Origin of the sequence: Mammaliicoccus sp. Q-M61 (assembly GCF_022386055.1) — a bacterium.
GTDB classification, from domain to species: domain Bacteria; phylum Bacillota; class Bacilli; order Staphylococcales; family Staphylococcaceae; genus Mammaliicoccus; species Mammaliicoccus sciuri_A.
Genome location: NZ_JAJNJL010000001.1, coordinates 151038 through 168795, shown reverse-complemented (window position 1 = coordinate 168795; position 17758 = coordinate 151038). Strand labels below are relative to the sequence as shown.

At 32.6% G+C, this 17758-nt stretch carries 14 protein-coding genes and 1 pseudogene; 14 read left to right on the top strand and 1 reads right to left on the bottom strand.

The genetic code is table 11. From position 1 onward, the window contains the following. Positions 1-63: 63 nt before the first annotated feature. The 9 genes from mutS (at position 64) to hfq (ending at position 11685) form a co-directional block, all read left to right on the top strand. The gene (mutS, locus tag LQ677_RS00795; protein ID WP_239748005.1) at positions 64-2589 is read left to right on the top strand and encodes a DNA mismatch repair protein MutS; all 2526 of its coding nucleotides are present in this window, start codon (positions 64-66) and stop codon (positions 2587-2589) included. A 5-nt stretch (positions 2590-2594) separates the two neighbouring features. After that, a complete protein-coding gene (gene mutL / locus LQ677_RS00790) occupies positions 2595-4574 on the top strand; it encodes a DNA mismatch repair endonuclease MutL (RefSeq protein WP_374199832.1) in 1980 nt (659 codons plus the stop codon). Between the two features lie 9 nt (positions 4575-4583). Then, positions 4584-5117, top strand: a complete 534-nt coding sequence (locus tag LQ677_RS00785) for a glycerol-3-phosphate responsive antiterminator (RefSeq protein ID WP_049319001.1) — start codon at positions 4584-4586, stop codon at positions 5115-5117. Between the two features lie 190 nt (positions 5118-5307). Next, positions 5308-6126, top strand: a complete 819-nt coding sequence (locus LQ677_RS00780) for an MIP/aquaporin family protein (RefSeq protein ID WP_191835518.1) — start codon at positions 5308-5310, stop codon at positions 6124-6126. Positions 6127-6152: 26 nt separating this feature from the next. Then, the gene (gene glpK / locus LQ677_RS00775) at positions 6153-7646 is read left to right on the top strand and encodes a glycerol kinase GlpK (RefSeq protein ID WP_037587871.1); all 1494 of its coding nucleotides are present in this window, start codon (positions 6153-6155) and stop codon (positions 7644-7646) included. Between the two features lie 114 nt (positions 7647-7760). Beyond that, positions 7761-9437: a glycerol-3-phosphate dehydrogenase/oxidase gene (locus LQ677_RS00770; RefSeq protein ID WP_206167097.1), complete on the top strand. Its 1677-nt coding sequence runs from the start codon at positions 7761-7763 to the stop codon at positions 9435-9437. Between the two features lie 134 nt (positions 9438-9571). Next, entirely contained in the window at positions 9572-10519 is a 948-nt protein-coding gene (locus tag LQ677_RS00765) for an alpha/beta fold hydrolase (RefSeq protein ID WP_239748004.1), read from the top strand. Beyond that, positions 10512-11441, top strand: coding sequence for a tRNA (adenosine(37)-N6)-dimethylallyltransferase MiaA (gene miaA, locus LQ677_RS00760; protein WP_126477433.1), 930 nt, complete (start codon positions 10512-10514; stop codon positions 11439-11441). Before LQ677_RS00765 ends, miaA begins: the two co-directional genes overlap by 8 nt. 13 nt (positions 11442-11454) lie before the next feature. Beyond that, positions 11455-11685 carry an RNA chaperone Hfq gene (gene hfq / locus LQ677_RS00755; RefSeq protein ID WP_037587879.1) on the top strand — a complete coding sequence of 77 codons (231 nt, stop codon included), beginning with the start codon at positions 11455-11457 and terminating at the stop codon, positions 11683-11685. A 66-nt stretch (positions 11686-11751) separates the two neighbouring features. On the opposite strand, the gene LQ677_RS00750 is transcribed toward hfq, so the two are convergent. Continuing rightward, on the bottom strand, positions 11752-12225 hold the full coding sequence (locus LQ677_RS00750) for a glutathione peroxidase (protein WP_037587881.1): 474 nt from the start codon (positions 12223-12225) through the stop codon (positions 11752-11754). A 109-nt stretch (positions 12226-12334) separates the two neighbouring features. On the opposite strand from LQ677_RS00750, the gene hflX reads away from it, so the two are divergent. From hflX to LQ677_RS00725, 5 genes and pseudogenes are all read left to right on the top strand, one after another. Further along, a complete protein-coding gene (gene hflX, locus LQ677_RS00745; protein ID WP_239748003.1) occupies positions 12335-13573 on the top strand; it encodes a GTPase HflX in 1239 nt (412 codons plus the stop codon). A gap of 11 nt (positions 13574-13584) precedes the next feature. Then, positions 13585-14832 carry a methionine gamma-lyase family protein gene (locus tag LQ677_RS00740; RefSeq protein WP_037587883.1) on the top strand — a complete coding sequence of 416 codons (1248 nt, stop codon included), beginning with the start codon at positions 13585-13587 and terminating at the stop codon, positions 14830-14832. A gap of 85 nt (positions 14833-14917) precedes the next feature. After that, positions 14918-15155, top strand: a pseudogene (locus tag LQ677_RS00735) (MerR family transcriptional regulator); the annotation flags it as partial. 137 nt (positions 15156-15292) lie between these two features. Further along, positions 15293-16633, top strand: coding sequence for a type I glutamate--ammonia ligase (gene glnA, locus LQ677_RS00730; RefSeq protein WP_025905621.1), 1341 nt, complete (start codon positions 15293-15295; stop codon positions 16631-16633). A 546-nt stretch (positions 16634-17179) separates the two neighbouring features. Continuing rightward, positions 17180-17758 (top strand): CCDC90 family protein, encoded by a 579-nt coding sequence (locus LQ677_RS00725; RefSeq protein WP_239748002.1) that lies wholly within the window; start codon positions 17180-17182, stop codon positions 17756-17758.

Sequence of the window (17758 nt, the reverse complement as noted above, 5' to 3'; positions counted from 1 at the left end):
TTAATAGTAGAAATTTTGATAAAATAGATAAATCGAAAGTTAAAAAAAGGAACGTGAATAAAGATGTCTAAACCAACGCCGATGATGGCTCAATATTTAAAGATAAAATCTCAATATCAAGATACATTATTATTTTTCAGATTAGGTGATTTTTATGAAATGTTCTATGATGATGCAATTGAAGCATCGAGAGTATTAGAAATAACATTAACAAGAAGAGATGCTAAGAAAGATCCAATTCCAATGTGCGGGGTACCGTATCATTCTGCTTCTGGATATATCGAAAAACTTATTTCAAAAGGTTATAAAGTCGCGATTTGTGAACAAATGGAAGATCCGACACAAACTAAAGGAATGGTTCGTAGAGAAGTTGTGCAAGTCATAACGCCAGGTACGGTTATGGATCAAAAGGGTATGGATGAAAAAGTAAATAATTATATATTAGGATTTATAAAAGAAGACGGAGAGTTTCATTTAAGTTACTGTGATGTCACAACAGGAGAATTAAAAGTAACATCATTTGTTGATGAAACAACTTTAATTAATGAAATTACAACGATTCACCCTAATGAAATTATTGTTAATAAAGTGTTACCAGATAATTTATATAAACAAATCCAGCTTATAACTGAAACAATTACCGTTATTGATAGCTATGAAGAACGAGACTATGAAGTTGTCACAGGCACATCTCACGCTCAAAAAAGATCATTAAATTATTTATTAAATTATATTCATGATAATGGTAAACGCGATATGCCACACTTAGAAGAAGTCGTCGTATATAGAGCTTTAGATTATATGAAAATGGACTTTTATGCGAAGCGAAACCTTGAATTAACAGAAAGTATCAGACTTAAATCTAAAAAAGGTACATTATTATGGTTGATGGATGATACGAAGACACCAATGGGCGCAAGAAGATTAAAGCAATGGATAGATCGACCACTTATAAACCAAAGAGATATCGAGCAAAGATTAGATGCTGTTGAACAATTAGTGAATGGGTTTATTGAACGTGATGAACTTAGAAGTTATTTAAATATGGTTTATGATATTGAAAGATTAGTCGGAAGAGTTAGCTACGGCAATGTGAATGCTAAAGATTTAGTACAGTTGAATTATTCAATAAAGCAAATTCCATATGTTAAAGAAATTATTGAAAGATTAGACTCAAAGTCTATAGATCGATTTAAAGATCTTGAACCATTAAATGATTTAGAACGATTATTAGATGAAAGTTTAGTAGAAGATCCACCGATATCTGTTAAAGAAGGTGGCATATTTAAAAAAGGCTATAACGAAACACTAGATCAATATAAAGAAGCTTCAACAAATGGTAAGCAATGGATTGCAGAATTACAATTAAAAGAACGTGAACGAACGGGTGTAAAATCATTAAAAGTAAGCTTTAACAAAGTTTTTGGGTATTATATTGAAATTACGAAAGCTAATTTAAATCATATTGATACAGATGCTTTAGGATACCAACGTAAGCAAACATTATCAAATGCTGAACGTTTTATAACTGAAGAATTAAAAGAAAAAGAATCTATCATTTTAGGTGCAGAAGATAAAGCAATCGAACTAGAATATCAACTATTCCTGGAATTAAGACAAGAAGTGAAAGCTTATACTGAAAAATTACAAGCACAAGCTAAATTACTATCAGAAATAGACTGTTTACAAAGCTTTGCTGAAATTGCGCAAAAATATCATTATACTCGCCCAATCTTTAGTGAAGATAAAACATTATCACTTAAATCATCGAGACACCCAGTTGTTGAACGCGTAATGGATCATAATGACTATGTTCCAAATGACTGTTATTTAGATAAAGAAGGCTTTATCTATTTAATAACAGGACCAAATATGTCTGGTAAGAGTACGTATATGCGTCAAATAGCTATTATTAGTATTATGGCTCAAATGGGGGCATACGTGCCTGCAGATTATGCGCAATTGCCAATATTTGATCAAATCTTTACGAGAATTGGTGCTGCAGATGATTTAGTATCAGGGAAAAGTACATTTATGGTCGAAATGTTAGAAGCTGAAAAAGCTATGGTTGGTGCAACTGAAGATAGCTTAATTATATTTGATGAAATTGGAAGAGGTACATCTACATTTGATGGTCTAGCGCTTGCACAGTCTATGATTGAATATGTACATCATCATACAAAAGCAAAGACGTTATTCTCTACACATTATCATGAGTTAACACATTTAGATGAAACGTTATCTGGACTTAAAAATATTCACGTAGCTGCACAAGAATATCAAGGAGAATTGATTTTCTTGCATAAAGTAAAAGAAGGCGCAGTTGATCAAAGTTATGGTATTCATGTAGCGAAGTTAACGGATTTACCTGATGAAATTATTGAAAGAGCAAATACTATTTTACAAGAACTTGAATCTCATACAAAAGTAGAGAAAGAAGCAGATAAGTATGAACAACCGTCATTCCAATTATTTGAAGAACAAGGGCAATCTGAAATTGAAAAGAAACTTAAATCAATTGATTTAATGAACATAACACCTATTGAAGCATTATCAAAACTGCATGAATTACAAAAACAACTTAAATAGAAAGTGTGAGTGCATTGGGAAAAATTAAAGAACTTGAATTATCTTTAGCCAACAAAATAGCTGCAGGTGAAGTGGTAGAAAGACCAGCTTCTGTCGTAAAAGAATTGTTGGAAAATGCAATTGATGCTCAAGCAACTCAAATTGATATTACGATTAAAGAATCAGGTATTCAATCTATTAGAGTCGTAGATAATGGAACAGGCATTGAAGAAGAAGATATTGCCAAAGCATTTGGTAGACATGCGACAAGTAAAATCAATAACGATTATGATTTGTTTCATATTCGTACACTTGGTTTTAGAGGTGAAGCTTTAGCGAGTATTTCATCAGTTAGTAGAGTGACGATGAAGACTTGTACGGATGGTATGCTTGGACATGAAGTGCGCGTTGAAAATGGTGAAATTACGAAAAAACAACCTGCTAAAGCTAAAAAAGGTACAGATATTCTTGTTGAAGATTTATTCTATAATACGCCAGCAAGATTAAAATATGTTAAAAGTTTGTATACTGAACTGGGTAAAATTACGGATATAGTTAATAGAATGGCAATGAGTCATCCGAATATCGCATTTAATCTCGTATCAGATGATAAAACAGTTATTTCAACAAATGGCTCAGGTAGAACAAATGAAGTAATGGCTGAAATTTATGGTATGAAAATTGCAAAAGATCTTGTACCAATTAATGGAGAAACAGATGATTACGTTGTAAACGGATTTATTTGTAAACCTGAGCACACGAGAAGCAATCGTCATTATATTTCTATATTTATCAACGGGCGATATATTAAGAACTTTGTACTTAACAAAGCGATTATAGAAGGTTATCATACACTCTTACCAATCGGTAGATATCCAATCGTTTATTTAAATATTGAAATGGATCCGATTTTAGTAGATGTTAACGTACATCCAACTAAACTAGAAGTAAGGCTTTCTAAAGAACAACTACTTTATGATTTGATTAATCAAAAAATTAAAGAAGCATTTAGAGGTATGTCATTAATTCCAGACACATCTTTAGAAAAGCAAAAACCTAAAAAATCACAAAAAGAAATTTTTGAACAACAAAAAATAGATTTTGAAGCTAAAAGAAATCAAAATACAACTCAACATCAGCAAATATCTCATAATACTAAAAGTGTTGAAGAAATTGAAAAAACAAATGACATTACAAGTAGAGAACCTTCATCTTCTTGGCAATTTAAAGATAAAACAGAACATCATTCGGTTATACAAGAAGATACAATCGGTCAAGAAGCTAATAGAGATATAGATGTTCAACATGATGAACCAGAGCATATTGAAAATAATGAAGAAACTTATGAAGTTCAAAATACAGTAGAGCATGTCGATACACCATATCAAGCGCCAATTGAAGAAGAGCAAGTATCTGAAGCGCCACGTGTACCGTATATGGAAGTTGTAGGTCAAGTTCACGGAACATATATTGTGGCACAAAATGATACGGGCATGTTTATGATTGATCAACATGCAGCGCAAGAACGAATTAAATATGAATTTTTCAAAGAAAAAATTGGTGAAGTCACAAACGAAACACAAAGTTTGTTGTTGCCACTAACATTTAATTTTTCTAAAGATGAACACATGATTATTGAAAAGTATTTACAATCACTTGCTGAAGCGGGCGTATTTTTAGAACCAATTGGTCATCATGACTATATGGTGAGCGAATACCCAGTTTGGTTGCCAAATGTTGAGGCTGAAGAAATTATTAAAGATATGATCGATTACGTGTTAAATCATGAAAAAGTTGATATTAAAAAATTAAGAGAAGATGCAGCAATTATGATGAGTTGTAAGAAATCTATTAAAGCTAATCATTATTTAAGAAATCATGAAATGAGTCATTTAATTGATGAATTAAGAGAAACAACTGACCCATTTACTTGTCCGCACGGAAGACCAATTATTATTGAATTAACGACGTATGAATTAGAAAAATTATTTAAACGCGTTATGTAGGAGGATAAAATGAATAAGCATATATTACCGGCTATTCGCTCTATGAAAGATATGGAAAAGTTTTTAAAAATGGATTATGAAAGATGCGTTTTATTAGATACACATATCGGTCATTTGCAAGGCATTTTAGAGCAAATGAAAAAGCATCAAAAAGAAGTGATGCTACACATTGATTTAATTAAAGGTTTATCAAATGATGAAGCGGCTGTTGAATATGTTATACAACAATATAAACCACATGGCATTATATCAACGAAATCAAAAATTATTAAACGTGCCAAAAAATTAAATACGTTAACGATATTACGTGTGTTCATTCTTGATAGCACAGCGTTAAGTAGAAGTATTGAACTGATTAAACAATCAGACCCTGATTTAGTAGAAGTACTGCCAGGAGTTGCTACTAAAGTGATCAAGGAAATTAGTGATAAAACAGGTAAGCGAATTATTGCAGGTGGATTAATTAATACGAAAGAAGAAATTGATTTAGCAATTGAAAGCGGTGCACAATATGTTACATCTAGCGATATTACAATTTGGTAAATTTATTTGACAACGTTTTCATAAAGTATTATACTTCTAATTAAGTTAATATATGAGATGAGTAAATGAGACCCTCTACGAAAAGAAACTATGCGTTAAATTTGTATAAATTACTATATGAATATGATGTGTAGTTCAACGTAGGGGGCTTTTTATGTATTAGCATATTATATTTAGGAGGGTGTTTAATATGAGTGAATTTTTAGGCGAATTAATTGGTACAGCCATCTTAATATTATTTGGTGGCGGTGTATGTGCTAACGTCAATCTAAAAGGGGCACTTGGTAAAGGTGCAGACTGGATTGTTATTTCATTAGGTTGGGGGCTAGCTGTTATGCTTGGTGTTTATGCAGTTGGTAATGTTTCCGGGGCACATTTAAACCCAGCTGTTACGCTTGGCTTTGCAATTGACGGATCATTCCCATGGTCTAAAGTTGTTCCATTTATTGTGGCTCAAATGCTTGGTGCTATGATTGGTGCATTTTTAGTATGGGCTACTTATTTACCACATTGGAAAAAAACTGAAGATCAAGGTGCTAAGTTAGGTGTATTCTCAACTGGTCCAGCTTATCCAAACTATGTAGCAAACTTCTTAAGTGAGATTATTGGAACTATGATCTTAGTTATGGGATTATTATTTATAGGAACTAATAAATTTACTGATGGCTTAAATCCTTTAATTGTTGGTTTATTAATCGTAGCAATTGGTTTAAGTTTAGGTGGTGCGACAGGTTATGCGATTAACCCAGCTCGTGATATCGGACCACGTATCATGCATATGCTATTACCAATTCCGGGTAAAGGAAGTTCAAATTGGAAATATGCAATTGTGCCAATTTTAGGACCGATTTCAGGCGGTATGTTAGGTGCAGCATTATTTAATATTTTATTTAACGGGGTTGTAAACGGTTTTGTTATATTCTCAATCATCTTTACAGTGATTGTCGTATTGTCTGGTATTTTCTTAAATAAATCAATACTTAAAGACGAAGTTTCAGAAATTCTGTAATATACAAATTTATAGGAGTGTTTAATATGGAAAAATACATTTTATCAATTGACCAAGGTACAACAAGTTCTAGAGCAATACTTTTTGATAAAGAAGGTACTATCAAATTTGTGAGTCAAAGAGAATTTAAGCAATACTTCCCTAAAGGTGGTTGGGTTGAGCATGATGCGAATGAAATTTGGACTTCAGTATTAGCAGTTATTTCAAGTGTACTTAATGAAAATAACATTAGTCCAAAACAAATCGAAGGTATTGGTATCACAAACCAAAGGGAAACTGCTGTCGTATGGGATAAAAATACGGGACGCCCAGTTTATCATGCAATTGTTTGGCAATCTCGACAAACTCAAGACATTTGTACAGAATTAAAATCTAAAGATTTAGAACCAATTTTTAAAGAAAAAACTGGTCTATTATTAGATCCATATTTCTCAGGTACAAAAGTTAAATGGATTCTTGATAATGTTGAAGGTGCTAGAGAAAAAGCTGAAAACGGCGATTTATTATTCGGAACAATTGATACATGGTTAATCTGGAAATTTACAGGTGACGTTCATGTAACAGATTATTCAAACGCAAGTAGAACATTAATGTATAACATTTATGACTTGAAATGGGACGAAGAATTATTAGAATATCTTGATGTACCAGCTTCTATGTTGCCAGAAGTTAAACCTTCAAGTGAAGTATATGGTTATACTCAACAACATCACTTCTTCGGTGAAAAAATTGCAATCGCTGGTGTAGCAGGTGACCAACAAGCTGCATTATTCGGACAAGCTTGCTTCGAAAGTGGAGAAGTTAAGAACACATACGGTACTGGTGGATTTATGTTAATGAACACTGGTGAAAAAGCTGTAAAATCTGAAAGTGGTTTATTAACAACATTAGCTTATGGTCTAGATGGTAAAGTAAACTACGCACTTGAAGGTAGTATTTTCGTATCAGGATCTGCTATTCAATGGTTAAGAGATGGTTTAAGAATGATTAAATCAGCACCAGCATCAGAAGATTATGCAAATCGTGTTAAATCTACAGAAGGCGTATACGTCGTACCAGCGTTTGTTGGTTTAGGTACACCTTATTGGGATGCAGATGCTAGAGGTGCAATCTTCGGCTTAACACGTGGTACTGAAAAAGAACATTTCATTAGAGCAACTTTAGAATCATTATGTTACCAAACTAGAGATGTGTTAGAAGCAATGGAAAAAGATTCTGGCATTAATGTTGAAACATTAAGAGTTGATGGCGGTGCTGTTAAGAATAATTTCTTAATGCAATTCCAAGCTGATATTGTAAATACGCCAGTAGAAAGACCAGAAGTAAATGAAACAACTGCATTAGGTGCAGCATACTTAGCTGGATTAGCAGTAGGTTTCTGGAAATCTAAAGATGAGATAAAACAACGTTGGAAATTAGAAACAGAATTCAAACCTGAACTTGAAGAAGAAGAACGTGAAAAACTTTATAAAGGTTGGAAAACTGCAGTAAAAGCCACTCAAGCTTTTAAATTAGATTAAGTTGTGTTATCATATAGTTAAGTTAATATTTCGTAGAGACATGAGAGGCTTTGTTCGTACATTTTTGTAGGGATAAGTCTCTCATTTTTTTACATTTTATAGGAGGAAATGGTTATGCAACAATTATCAGCATTAAATCGTAATCAAGTTAAAGATCAACTTAAAAATACTGAATATGACGTAGTTGTTATCGGTGGAGGAATCACTGGTGCAGGTATTGCTTTAGATGCAGCGCAACGTGGTATGAAAGTAGCATTAGTTGAAATGCAAGACTTTGCACAAGGTACAAGTTCTAGAAGTACGAAATTAGTTCATGGTGGATTACGTTACTTAAAACAATTCCAAGTTGGCGTAGTTGCTGAAACTGGTAAAGAAAGAGCGATCGTTTATGAAAATGGTCCTCACGTAACAACACCAGAATGGATGTTATTACCTTTACACAAAGGCGGTAGCATGGGTCCATTTACAACATCAATCGGCTTGAAAGTTTATGATTTCTTAGCAGGTGTTAAAAAAGCTGAACGTCGTACAATGTTAAACAGAGAAGAAACAATTAAGAAAGAACCACTTGTAAAACAAGACGGTTTAAAAGCTGGTGGTTACTATGTTGAGTACCGTACAGATGATGCTCGTTTAACAATTGAAGTTATGAAACGCGCACGTGAATTTGGTGCAGATATCATTAACTATGCTAAATCAAATAAATTCTTATACAACAAAAAGAAAAAAGTATCAGGTATCGAAGTAACTGATTTATTGCAAAATGAAATTTTCGAAATTAAAGGTAAAAGAGTTATCAACGCGGCAGGTCCATGGGTTGATGAAGTACGTGGTAAAGACTATTCAACAAACAATAAACAACTTAGATTAACTAAAGGTGTTCATATTGTAATAGACCAAAGCATATTCCCATTAGGTCAAGCTGTATACTTTGATACAGAAAATGATGGCAGAATGATTTTCGCAATTCCTAGAGATGGAAAAGCATACGTTGGTACTACTGATACAATTTATGATAATGATAAATCTTCTCCTAAAGTTACAGAAGAAGATCGTCAATATTTATTAGATGCTATTCACTATATGTTCCCAACTGTAAAAGTTGAAGATAAAGATATCGAATCAACTTGGGCTGGTGTTAGACCATTAATCTTTGAAAAAGGTAAAGATCCATCAGAAATTTCTCGTAAAGACGAAATTTGGGAAGGCGATTCAGGCTTACTTACAATCGCTGGTGGTAAATTAACAGGTTACCGTCATATGGCTCAAGATATTGTTGATTTATTAAGTAAACGTCTTAAAGAAGAATATAAATTATCGTTCAAACCTTGTCGTACAAAAGAAACTTACATTTCTGGCGGTAACGTTGGTGGTAGTAAAAATTATGAATCATTCGTTGAAAGTAAAGTTAAAGAAGCTAAAAACTATAACTTATCAGAAGATGCAGCACGTTATTTAGCTAGAAAATACGGATCTAATGTAGATGAAGTATTTGCTATTGCTCATGCTACACAAGTTGCAGATGTTAATCTTCCAATCGAAGTATATGCTGAAGTTATTTACAGCATTCAAAAAGAAATGGTTCATAAACCAACTGACTTCTTAGTACGTCGTTCAGGTCGTTTATACTTTGATATTCAATATGTATTAGATCATAAAGATGCGATAGTTGAAGTAATGGCTCAAGTATTAAATTATGATAATGATACTAAACGCGTTTATAAAGATGAATTAGAACAAGCTATTAAAGAAGCGGTTAATCCAAATGATCAACCAGCTATTATTAAATAATTTATAAACCAACTATTTAAACCTGCTGACAATTTTTGTCGGCAGGTTTTTTATATATTATGTGATTGATTTGTGAATATATTTTTAAGCACTATAGATTTTGCTATAATGTTTTATAAGGGAGGCGCATGTCTTTGAGACGATTTAATCATAGAATTACATTATCTACAGAACAAACTTTAGAAGTTACAATTGATAAAACGGATGAAAAACCGTTTGGAATTATACATATACTGCATGGTGTGGCTGAACATAAAGATAGATATGATGCAGTAGCAGAATATTTATGTAAAAGAGGTTTTCATGTTATCCGTCATAACCACAGAGGTCACGGTATGAACATAGAAGCTTCTTCAAGAGGTCATTTTAATGCATTACAAGAATTAGTCGATGATGTTAAAGAAGTAAGTGATACGTTTAAAAATGAACTTAATCCAAAATTGCCATTTATAATGCTAGGACACTCTATGGGTTCGCTAGTTGCGAGACAATTTGTTCACGATTATCCTAATGATGTAGATGCGTTGATACTTTCAGGGACGGTTGTTTACCCTAAAATTCAAGGCAAGTTAAATTTATATGCATTAAAGTTTGTGAATTTATTTTTAGGTAGTCGCACGAAATCAAAATTTATCAATAATATTGCTTTTAAGACAATGAATCGACAACATAAAGATTTAAATAAAGATAATAAATGGTTAAGTCAAAGTGATGAAAATCGCGAGCAATATGAAAAAGATGTTTATTCAGGATTTCCAATTTCACATAAAGTACTTTTAGAAACAGTAAAGGCAGCTGTCCAAACGAAGAAAATCAATTATATTAAAAAACAAAATTTAAATATGCCGATTTTACTAGTATCAGGTAAAGAAGATCACTTTGGTGGATTCGGTAACGGTATTAAACAGTTAGCTTCTATTTATAAACGTTCAGGCGTTAAGCATGTCACAGTACAATTATATAAGAATAAGCGTCACGAAGTTTTATTTGAGACGAACCGTTATGCAGTGTATGAACATTTATATAATTGGTTGAAGGTACAAATTAAACAATTAGAAAAAGAGGAAATATCAAATGAATGAAAAACCATTAATTGCAATAGTAGGCCCTACTGCAGTAGGTAAAACAGAATTAAGCATTAAATTAGCAAAATCTTTAAACGGTGAAGTCATTAATGGTGATGCCTTTCAAATTTATAAAGGTCTAGATATTGGTACAGCAAAAGTGACAGAAGAAGAAAAAGAAGGCGTTGTTCATCATTTAATAGATGTATATGAACCGGATGAACCATATTCAGTTTATCGATTTAAACAAGACTTTGAAAGAATTGTAAAGGATATTCATGCTAGAGGTAAATTGCCGATACTTGTCGGTGGAACAGGTTTATATGTACAGTCAGTTTTATATGATTATAACCTTGAAGAAGAAAAAATCAGTTCTGAAAAAATGGAAATTACAAAAAATAAATTAAATAAATTATCTAAATGCTCAAATATTGAATTGCACAATTATTTATATGAGATCGACCCAGAAACTGCGTCATCAGTGCATCCGAACAATCGTAAAAGAGTAGAACGAGCAATTGAATATTACTTAAATACAAAAAAAACTTTAAGTGAAAGAAAGAAAAGCCAGACATTTTCTGGAAAATATAGTACAATATTAATTGGGATAGAAATGTCGCGCGAAACATTATATCAAAGAATTAATATGCGCGTTGACATGATGTTGCAGCGAGGATTATTAAGAGAAGTGTCTAATCTTGTTGAGAAAGGGTATGAAGATTCACAAAGTATGCAAGCAATTGGATACAAAGAATTGATACCAGTAGTAAAAGGAGAAATAGACATAGAAACTTCTACAGAACAAATCAAGCAAAATTCAAGAAGATATGCCAAACGTCAAATGACATGGTTTAAAAATAAAATGAATGTGACTTGGTTTCAACGGGATAAACAGTCTTTAACAGAAATCGCAGACAACGTAATCCAATTATCCAAGTGAAGGGGAAAGTCATATGGCAGAGAAAGAAAATATTCAAGAAGTTTTACTTAAGAAATTCAAATCAGAAGGAACTGAACTTACAGTATTCTTACTAAATGGATTTCAAATGAAAGGGAAAATTGTCGACTTTGACGACAAAGTTGTATTATTAGATATTCTAGGGAAAGAACATCTAATTTACAAACATGCTATCTCAACTTTCGTAGATGCTCAAGATGATGAAAATCAAGATAGCGAACAATAATCGTGTATGAAAAAATAAGCGGCTAGGACATTTTATTGTCTTAGCCGCTTATTTATGTGTAATCAATTATAATACTGCTTCTATTGAACTTCTCAATTGTTCAGGACTTTTTTGTGGAGAAAATCGATTCACAACTTCTCCGTCTTTATTTACTAAGAACTTAGTAAAGTTCCATTTAATTGATCCATTTAAAATACCTTTTTTAGCAGAAGTAAGATATTCATAAAGTGGATGTTGTTCTGAACCTTTAACTTTTATTTTTTCATGCATTGGGAAAGTTACACCATAATTTAATTTACAATTTTGGTATGCTTCATAAGAGTCACCAGGTTCTTGATTACCAAATTGATTACATGGGAATCCTAACACCACGAAATCTTGATCTTTATAATCTTGGTATAAAGCTTCTAACCCTTCAAATTGAGGTGTGAAACCACATTCACTTGCTGTATTAACAATTAAAATTGCTTTTCCTTTATACTCAGATAATGAATATTCTTCACCGTTCGTTTTTGCAACAACGAAGTCATAAATTGACATTGCCATCACTCCTTTTCTTAATTCTATTATAATCAAAAATTTATCAAAGTCATATCAATTTGCATGCATGTTTATATGTTAAAATATATTTAAAGTGAGCGTGATAAAAATGAAAAATGATATGAAGTCGACAAAACATGAAACAGAAAAAGTAATCCTGTTAGCAATTCATGATAAAAAAGATGATGAAGCAACATTTAAATCAACAGTTCAAGAATTGGAATCTCTTGCTGTTACAAGCCAACTAGAAGTCATGGAAGTCTTCACTCAAAAAAGAGAGCGACCTGATCAACAATATTATTTTGGTAAAGGTAAAATAGAAGAAGTCATTGAATATATCGAATTGAATGATATTAAAGTGAATGCAGTCATCGCAAATGATGAATTGACAACTGCGCAATCGAAACATTTAGATGAGTTATTTAACACAAAAATTATAGACCGCACTCAATTGATTTTAGAAATTTTTGCGCAAAGAGCTTCAAGTAGAGAAGGTCAATTGCAAGTTGAATTAGCACAGTTAGATTATTTATTGCCGAGATTATCTGGACACGGCAAAAGCTTATCTCGTTTAGGTGGCGGAATTGGTACGAGAGGTCCAGGTGAAACGAAATTAGAAACAGATAGAAGGCATATTCGTACTCGAATGAATGAAATAAAGCATCAACTAGAAACAATCGTTTCTCATCGATCACGATATAGAGAACGACGTCAACATAATCAAGCATACCAAGTTGCATTAATTGGCTATACAAATGCCGGTAAATCTTCGTGGTTTAATCAGTTATCAAATGATGAAACATTTGAACAAGATTTATTATTTGCGACTTTAGATCCTAAATCTCGCGCCATTACAATAAATGACGGGTTTAACGTCATACTTTCTGATACAGTTGGGTTTATTCAGAAGTTGCCTACAACATTGATTGCGGCATTTAAGTCTACTTTAGAAGAAGCGAAATATGCGCAATTACTCGTTCATGTTGTAGATGCAAGTCATCCACACTATATGGAACAGTATGAAACGGTTATGACTTTAGTTAATCAATTAGATATGGGCCATATTCCGATGTTAGTCGTATTTAATAAAAAAGATTTAGCGCCTTCTAATCATTCAGCAATATCAGGACAATCTATATTTGTTTCAGCTAAAGATTCTAATGATAAAGCTATATTTAAAGAAAAATTAGTCGATATGATTAAAGAGACAATGGATTACTATGAAATGGATATTCCATCAAGTGATGCTGACAAATTATATTGGCAAAAAACCCATACTTTAGTTGAAAAAATGGATTTTGATGAAGAAACAGAAACATATCACATAAAAGGTTATAAACAGAAATAAGAGGTAAACAAATGGAACAGAAATTAAAAGAATTAATTATTGATGTAGAAAAAGAATTAAGACCATATTTTGATCAAATCGAACATAATGCATTAATTGCGCAAGAACATGTACTTGATGCATTTCATGAAGTAAAAATCACTGAATCAGACTTAATCGGTACAACTGGATATGGATACGATGATGTAGGTCGAGATCATTTAGAAGATGTTTATAGTAAAGTATTTAAAGCTGAAGACAGTTTAGTAAGACCTCAAATTATTTCAGGTACGCACGCTATAACATTAGCGCTTAACAGCCAACTGAAATATGGAGACGAATTATTATATATTACAGGAACACCTTATGATACGTTATTAGAAGTAATCGGTATAAATGGTAATGGTATAGGAAGTTTTATCGAACAAGGTATCACATACCGAGAAGTACCATTGAAACAAAATGAAATAGATATAAACTCAGTGTTAGAAAATATTAATGAAAATACTAAAGTCATTGCGATACAAAGATCTAAAGGTTATAGTTCGCGACCTTCATTAACAATTGCACAAATTGAACAAGCAATCAAAGCGATTAAAGAAACATATCCAGATAAAATTGTCTTTGTAGATAATTGTTATGGAGAATTTGTTGAAGATAAAGAACCCATTGAAATTGGTGCAGATTTAATAGCAGGTTCTTTAATTAAAAATCCAGGAGGTGGTTTAGCTAAAATTGGCGGTTATATTTCAGGAAAAGCTGACCTGATAGAACGTTGTGCATACAGATTAACAGCACCAGGAATTGGTAAAGAAGCGGGCGCATCTTTAGGAAGTTTACCAGAAATGTATCAAGGGTTCTTCTTAGCGCCACATGTTGTCAGTCAAAGTTTGAAAGGTGCATTATTTACTTCTCGCTTGTTAGAAAAATTAAATATGACAACGACACCGCATTACCAAGATAAACGCACAGATATTATTCAATCTGTTACTTTTGAAACAAAAGAACAAATGATTGCATTTTGTCAGTCAATACAACACGCATCTCCAATTAATGCGCATTTTAGTCCGATGCCTAGCTATATGCCAGGTTATGAAGATGATGTTATTATGGCTGCAGGTACATTTATTCAAGGATCTTCAATTGAATTAACGGCAGATGGTCCAATTAGACCACCATATGAAGCATACATTCAAGGTGGATTAACTTATGAACATGTTAAAATTGCGATAACGCGTGCTGTAGAGCATTTAATCAAGCAAAATCTTGTTGAATTATAAAAGATGTAAGGTTTCCTGACATTCATTTGTTTTCTGAAAATTTATGTGCTAAATTTATAACAAGTTCTTACAAAAGGAGGCGGTCGTGCTGTCAAGAGACATAATCAGAAGAAACATGGCCGTGTTCCCGATTGGTGTCGTAATCAAGTTAACAGAGCTAACAGCCAGACAAATCAGATACTACGAAAGCAATGAGCTCGTTTCGCCCAAAAGGACTGAAGGTAATCAACGGTTATTTTCTTTAAATGACCTTGAACGATTACTGGAAATTAAAAATCTTATCGAAAAGGGATTTAATATGAAAGGGATCAAACAAATTCTTTTAGAAGAAGAAAATGACCTTTCTGATGAAGAACTGAAGATGAGAGAGCGGGTAATTAGAGGAACTTCTAAAACAGAGGGACCACTTAACCGTGGAGATTTATCAAGATTTTTTAATTAAAAACTGGAGGATAATCACATGGCTAAACAAACTTTTACAAAAGAAGATATTTTTCGTTTTGCTGACGAAGAAAACGTACGTTATTTAAGATTACAATTTACTGATATTTTAGGAACAATTAAAAATGTTGAAGTACCAATTGCACAATTAGAAAAAGTATTAAACAATGAAATGATGTTTGACGGTTCTTCAATTGAAGGATTCGTGCGAATTGAAGAATCGGATATGTATTTATGTCCTGACTTAGACACTTGGGTAATTTTCCCTTGGACTGCAGGAAAAGGCAAAGTAGCACGATTAATTTGTGACATTTACAATCCAGATGGCAAACCATTCCCTGGTGATCCACGTACAAATTTAAAACGTGTATTAAAAGAGATGGAAGAGTTAGGATTTACAGATTTCAACTTAGGACCTGAACCAGAATTCTTCTTATTCAAATTAGATGAAAAAGGAGAACCAACATTAGAATTAAATGATAATGGTGGATACTTCGACTTAGCACCTACAGATTTAGGTGAAAACTGTCGTCGTGATATCGTTCTAGAATTAGAAGATATGGGCTTTGATATTGAAGCAAGTCACCATGAAGTAGCACCTGGTCAACATGAAATCGACTTTAAATATGCTGATGCTATAACAGCATGTGATAACATTCAAACATTCAAACTAGTTGTAAAAACAATTGCGCGTAAACATAACTTGCATGCGACATTCATGCCAAAACCATTATTTGGTGTAAACGGAAGCGGAATGCACTTTAACGTTTCATTATTCAAAGGTAAAGAAAATGCGTTCTTCGATCCAAATGGAGAAATGCAATTAACTGATGATGCATATCACTTTATTGCTGGTATCTTGAAAAATGCACGTGGATTTACAGCAGTATGTAACCCATTAGTAAATTCATACAAACGTTTAGTGCCTGGTTATGAAGCACCATGTTATATCGCATGGAGTGGTCAAAACCGTTCACCATTAGTAAGAATACCTGTATCTCGCGGATTATCAACACGTGTTGAAATTCGTTCAGTAGACCCAGCAGCTAATCCTTACTTAGCATTAGCTACTATCCTAGAAGCTGGATTAGATGGTATTAAAAATAAATTAACACCACCAGAATCAGTAGATCAAAACATCTATGAAATGGATAGAGAAGAACGTGAAGCGGTAGGCGTACAAGACTTACCATCAACACTTTATACAGCTGTTAAAGCAATGAAAGAAAATAAAGTTGTTAAACAAGCATTAGGTAATCATATCTATCGCCAATTCATACAATCTAAATCATTAGAGTGGGATTATTACAGAACACAAGTATCAGAATGGGAAAGAGATCAATATATGAAGCAATACTAATTGCTATTAACCCTCAAAGCATAAGCTTTGAGGGTTTTTTGTGTGGATTTTTGGGGGAGTATGTGATGGTGATTGAGAAGATAAAGTAATGGGTTGGTGGCAGTATGAATAGGCTGGCTATAGAAACAAAAGTCGTGGGAAGTGTAAATAAGGGAGGCTATAGTAACAAAAGTTGTTCGAAATGTAACTAAGGGTGTCTATAGTAACAAAAGTCCGTGGAATTGTAACTAAGGGCGTCTATAGTAACAAAAGTCGTAGGAATTGTAACTAAGAGCGGCCATAGTAACAAAAGTCGAAGGAAATGTAACTAAGGGCGGCCATAATAACAAAAGTCCGTGGAAGTGTAACTAAGGCGGTCTATAGTATCAAAAGTTAGAGGGATTGTAACTAACTAGAGTAGAAAGCATATAATAGGCGTAGTAAAACTTGATTTAAAAATAAGTATATTTTATAATAATATAAAATATATAGAATAAAATAGACTGAGATATCGTTAATTATCTCACACCATACTAAAATAATAATAACAACTAAGAGGTGATAAACATGGATTTTGTAACAAGACCTGAATTTGAAGAACATAAAAATCATATGGACTCACGCTTTAATACACTTGAAGATAATATCAAGGAAGTAAAGCAAGAATTGACTACAACAAGATTAGAATTAAAAACAGATATAAATAATTTAGGAACAGAGTTTAAAGAAGATATGAATAGCTTGAGATCAGAGTTTAAAGAAGATATAAGTAATTTAAGAACAGAGCTTAAAGAAGATATGAGTAATTTAAGAACAGAGCTCAAAGAAGATATGAATAGCATGAGAACAGAGCTCAAAGAAGATATGAATAGCATGAGAACAGAGCTCAAAGAAGATATGAATAGCATGAGAACAGAGCTTAAAGGCGATATTCATAGTATGAGAATAGATCTTAAAACAGATATGAATATCATAAGAACAGATCTTAAAACTGATATAAAAGATTTAAAAGATGATCTCGTATCTTTATTTGATGAAAAAGGAAAAGCAAAAACGGAAGAGATGAAACATACTCAAATAAAATGGTATATTGCCACAACTCTTATTATAATAGGATTTGTAGGGAGAATATTAGGATTTTATTAA

Excerpts from the sequence above, each read along its gene's own strand:
- mutS (WP_239748005.1), top strand. The coding sequence starts at position 64 with ATGTCTAAACCAACGCCGATGATGGCTCAATATTTAAAGATAAAATCT.
- LQ677_RS00785 (WP_049319001.1), top strand. The coding sequence starts at position 4,584 with ATGAATAAGCATATATTACCGGCTATTCGCTCTATGAAAGATATGGAA.
- LQ677_RS00780 (WP_191835518.1), top strand. The coding sequence starts at position 5,308 with ATGAGTGAATTTTTAGGCGAATTAATTGGTACAGCCATCTTAATATTA.
- glpK (WP_037587871.1), top strand. The coding sequence starts at position 6,153 with ATGGAAAAATACATTTTATCAATTGACCAAGGTACAACAAGTTCTAGA.
- LQ677_RS00770 (WP_206167097.1), top strand. The coding sequence starts at position 7,761 with ATGCAACAATTATCAGCATTAAATCGTAATCAAGTTAAAGATCAACTT.
- miaA (WP_126477433.1), top strand. The coding sequence starts at position 10,512 with ATGAATGAAAAACCATTAATTGCAATAGTAGGCCCTACTGCAGTAGGT.
- hfq (WP_037587879.1), top strand. The coding sequence starts at position 11,455 with ATGGCAGAGAAAGAAAATATTCAAGAAGTTTTACTTAAGAAATTCAAA.
- LQ677_RS00750 (WP_037587881.1), bottom strand. The coding sequence starts at position 12,225 with ATGTCAATTTATGACTTCGTTGTTGCAAAAACGAACGGTGAAGAATAT.
- hflX (WP_239748003.1), top strand. The coding sequence starts at position 12,335 with ATGAAAAATGATATGAAGTCGACAAAACATGAAACAGAAAAAGTAATC.
- LQ677_RS00740 (WP_037587883.1), top strand. The coding sequence starts at position 13,585 with ATGGAACAGAAATTAAAAGAATTAATTATTGATGTAGAAAAAGAATTA.
- glnA (WP_025905621.1), top strand. The coding sequence starts at position 15,293 with ATGGCTAAACAAACTTTTACAAAAGAAGATATTTTTCGTTTTGCTGAC.
- LQ677_RS00725 (WP_239748002.1), top strand. The coding sequence starts at position 17,180 with ATGGATTTTGTAACAAGACCTGAATTTGAAGAACATAAAAATCATATG.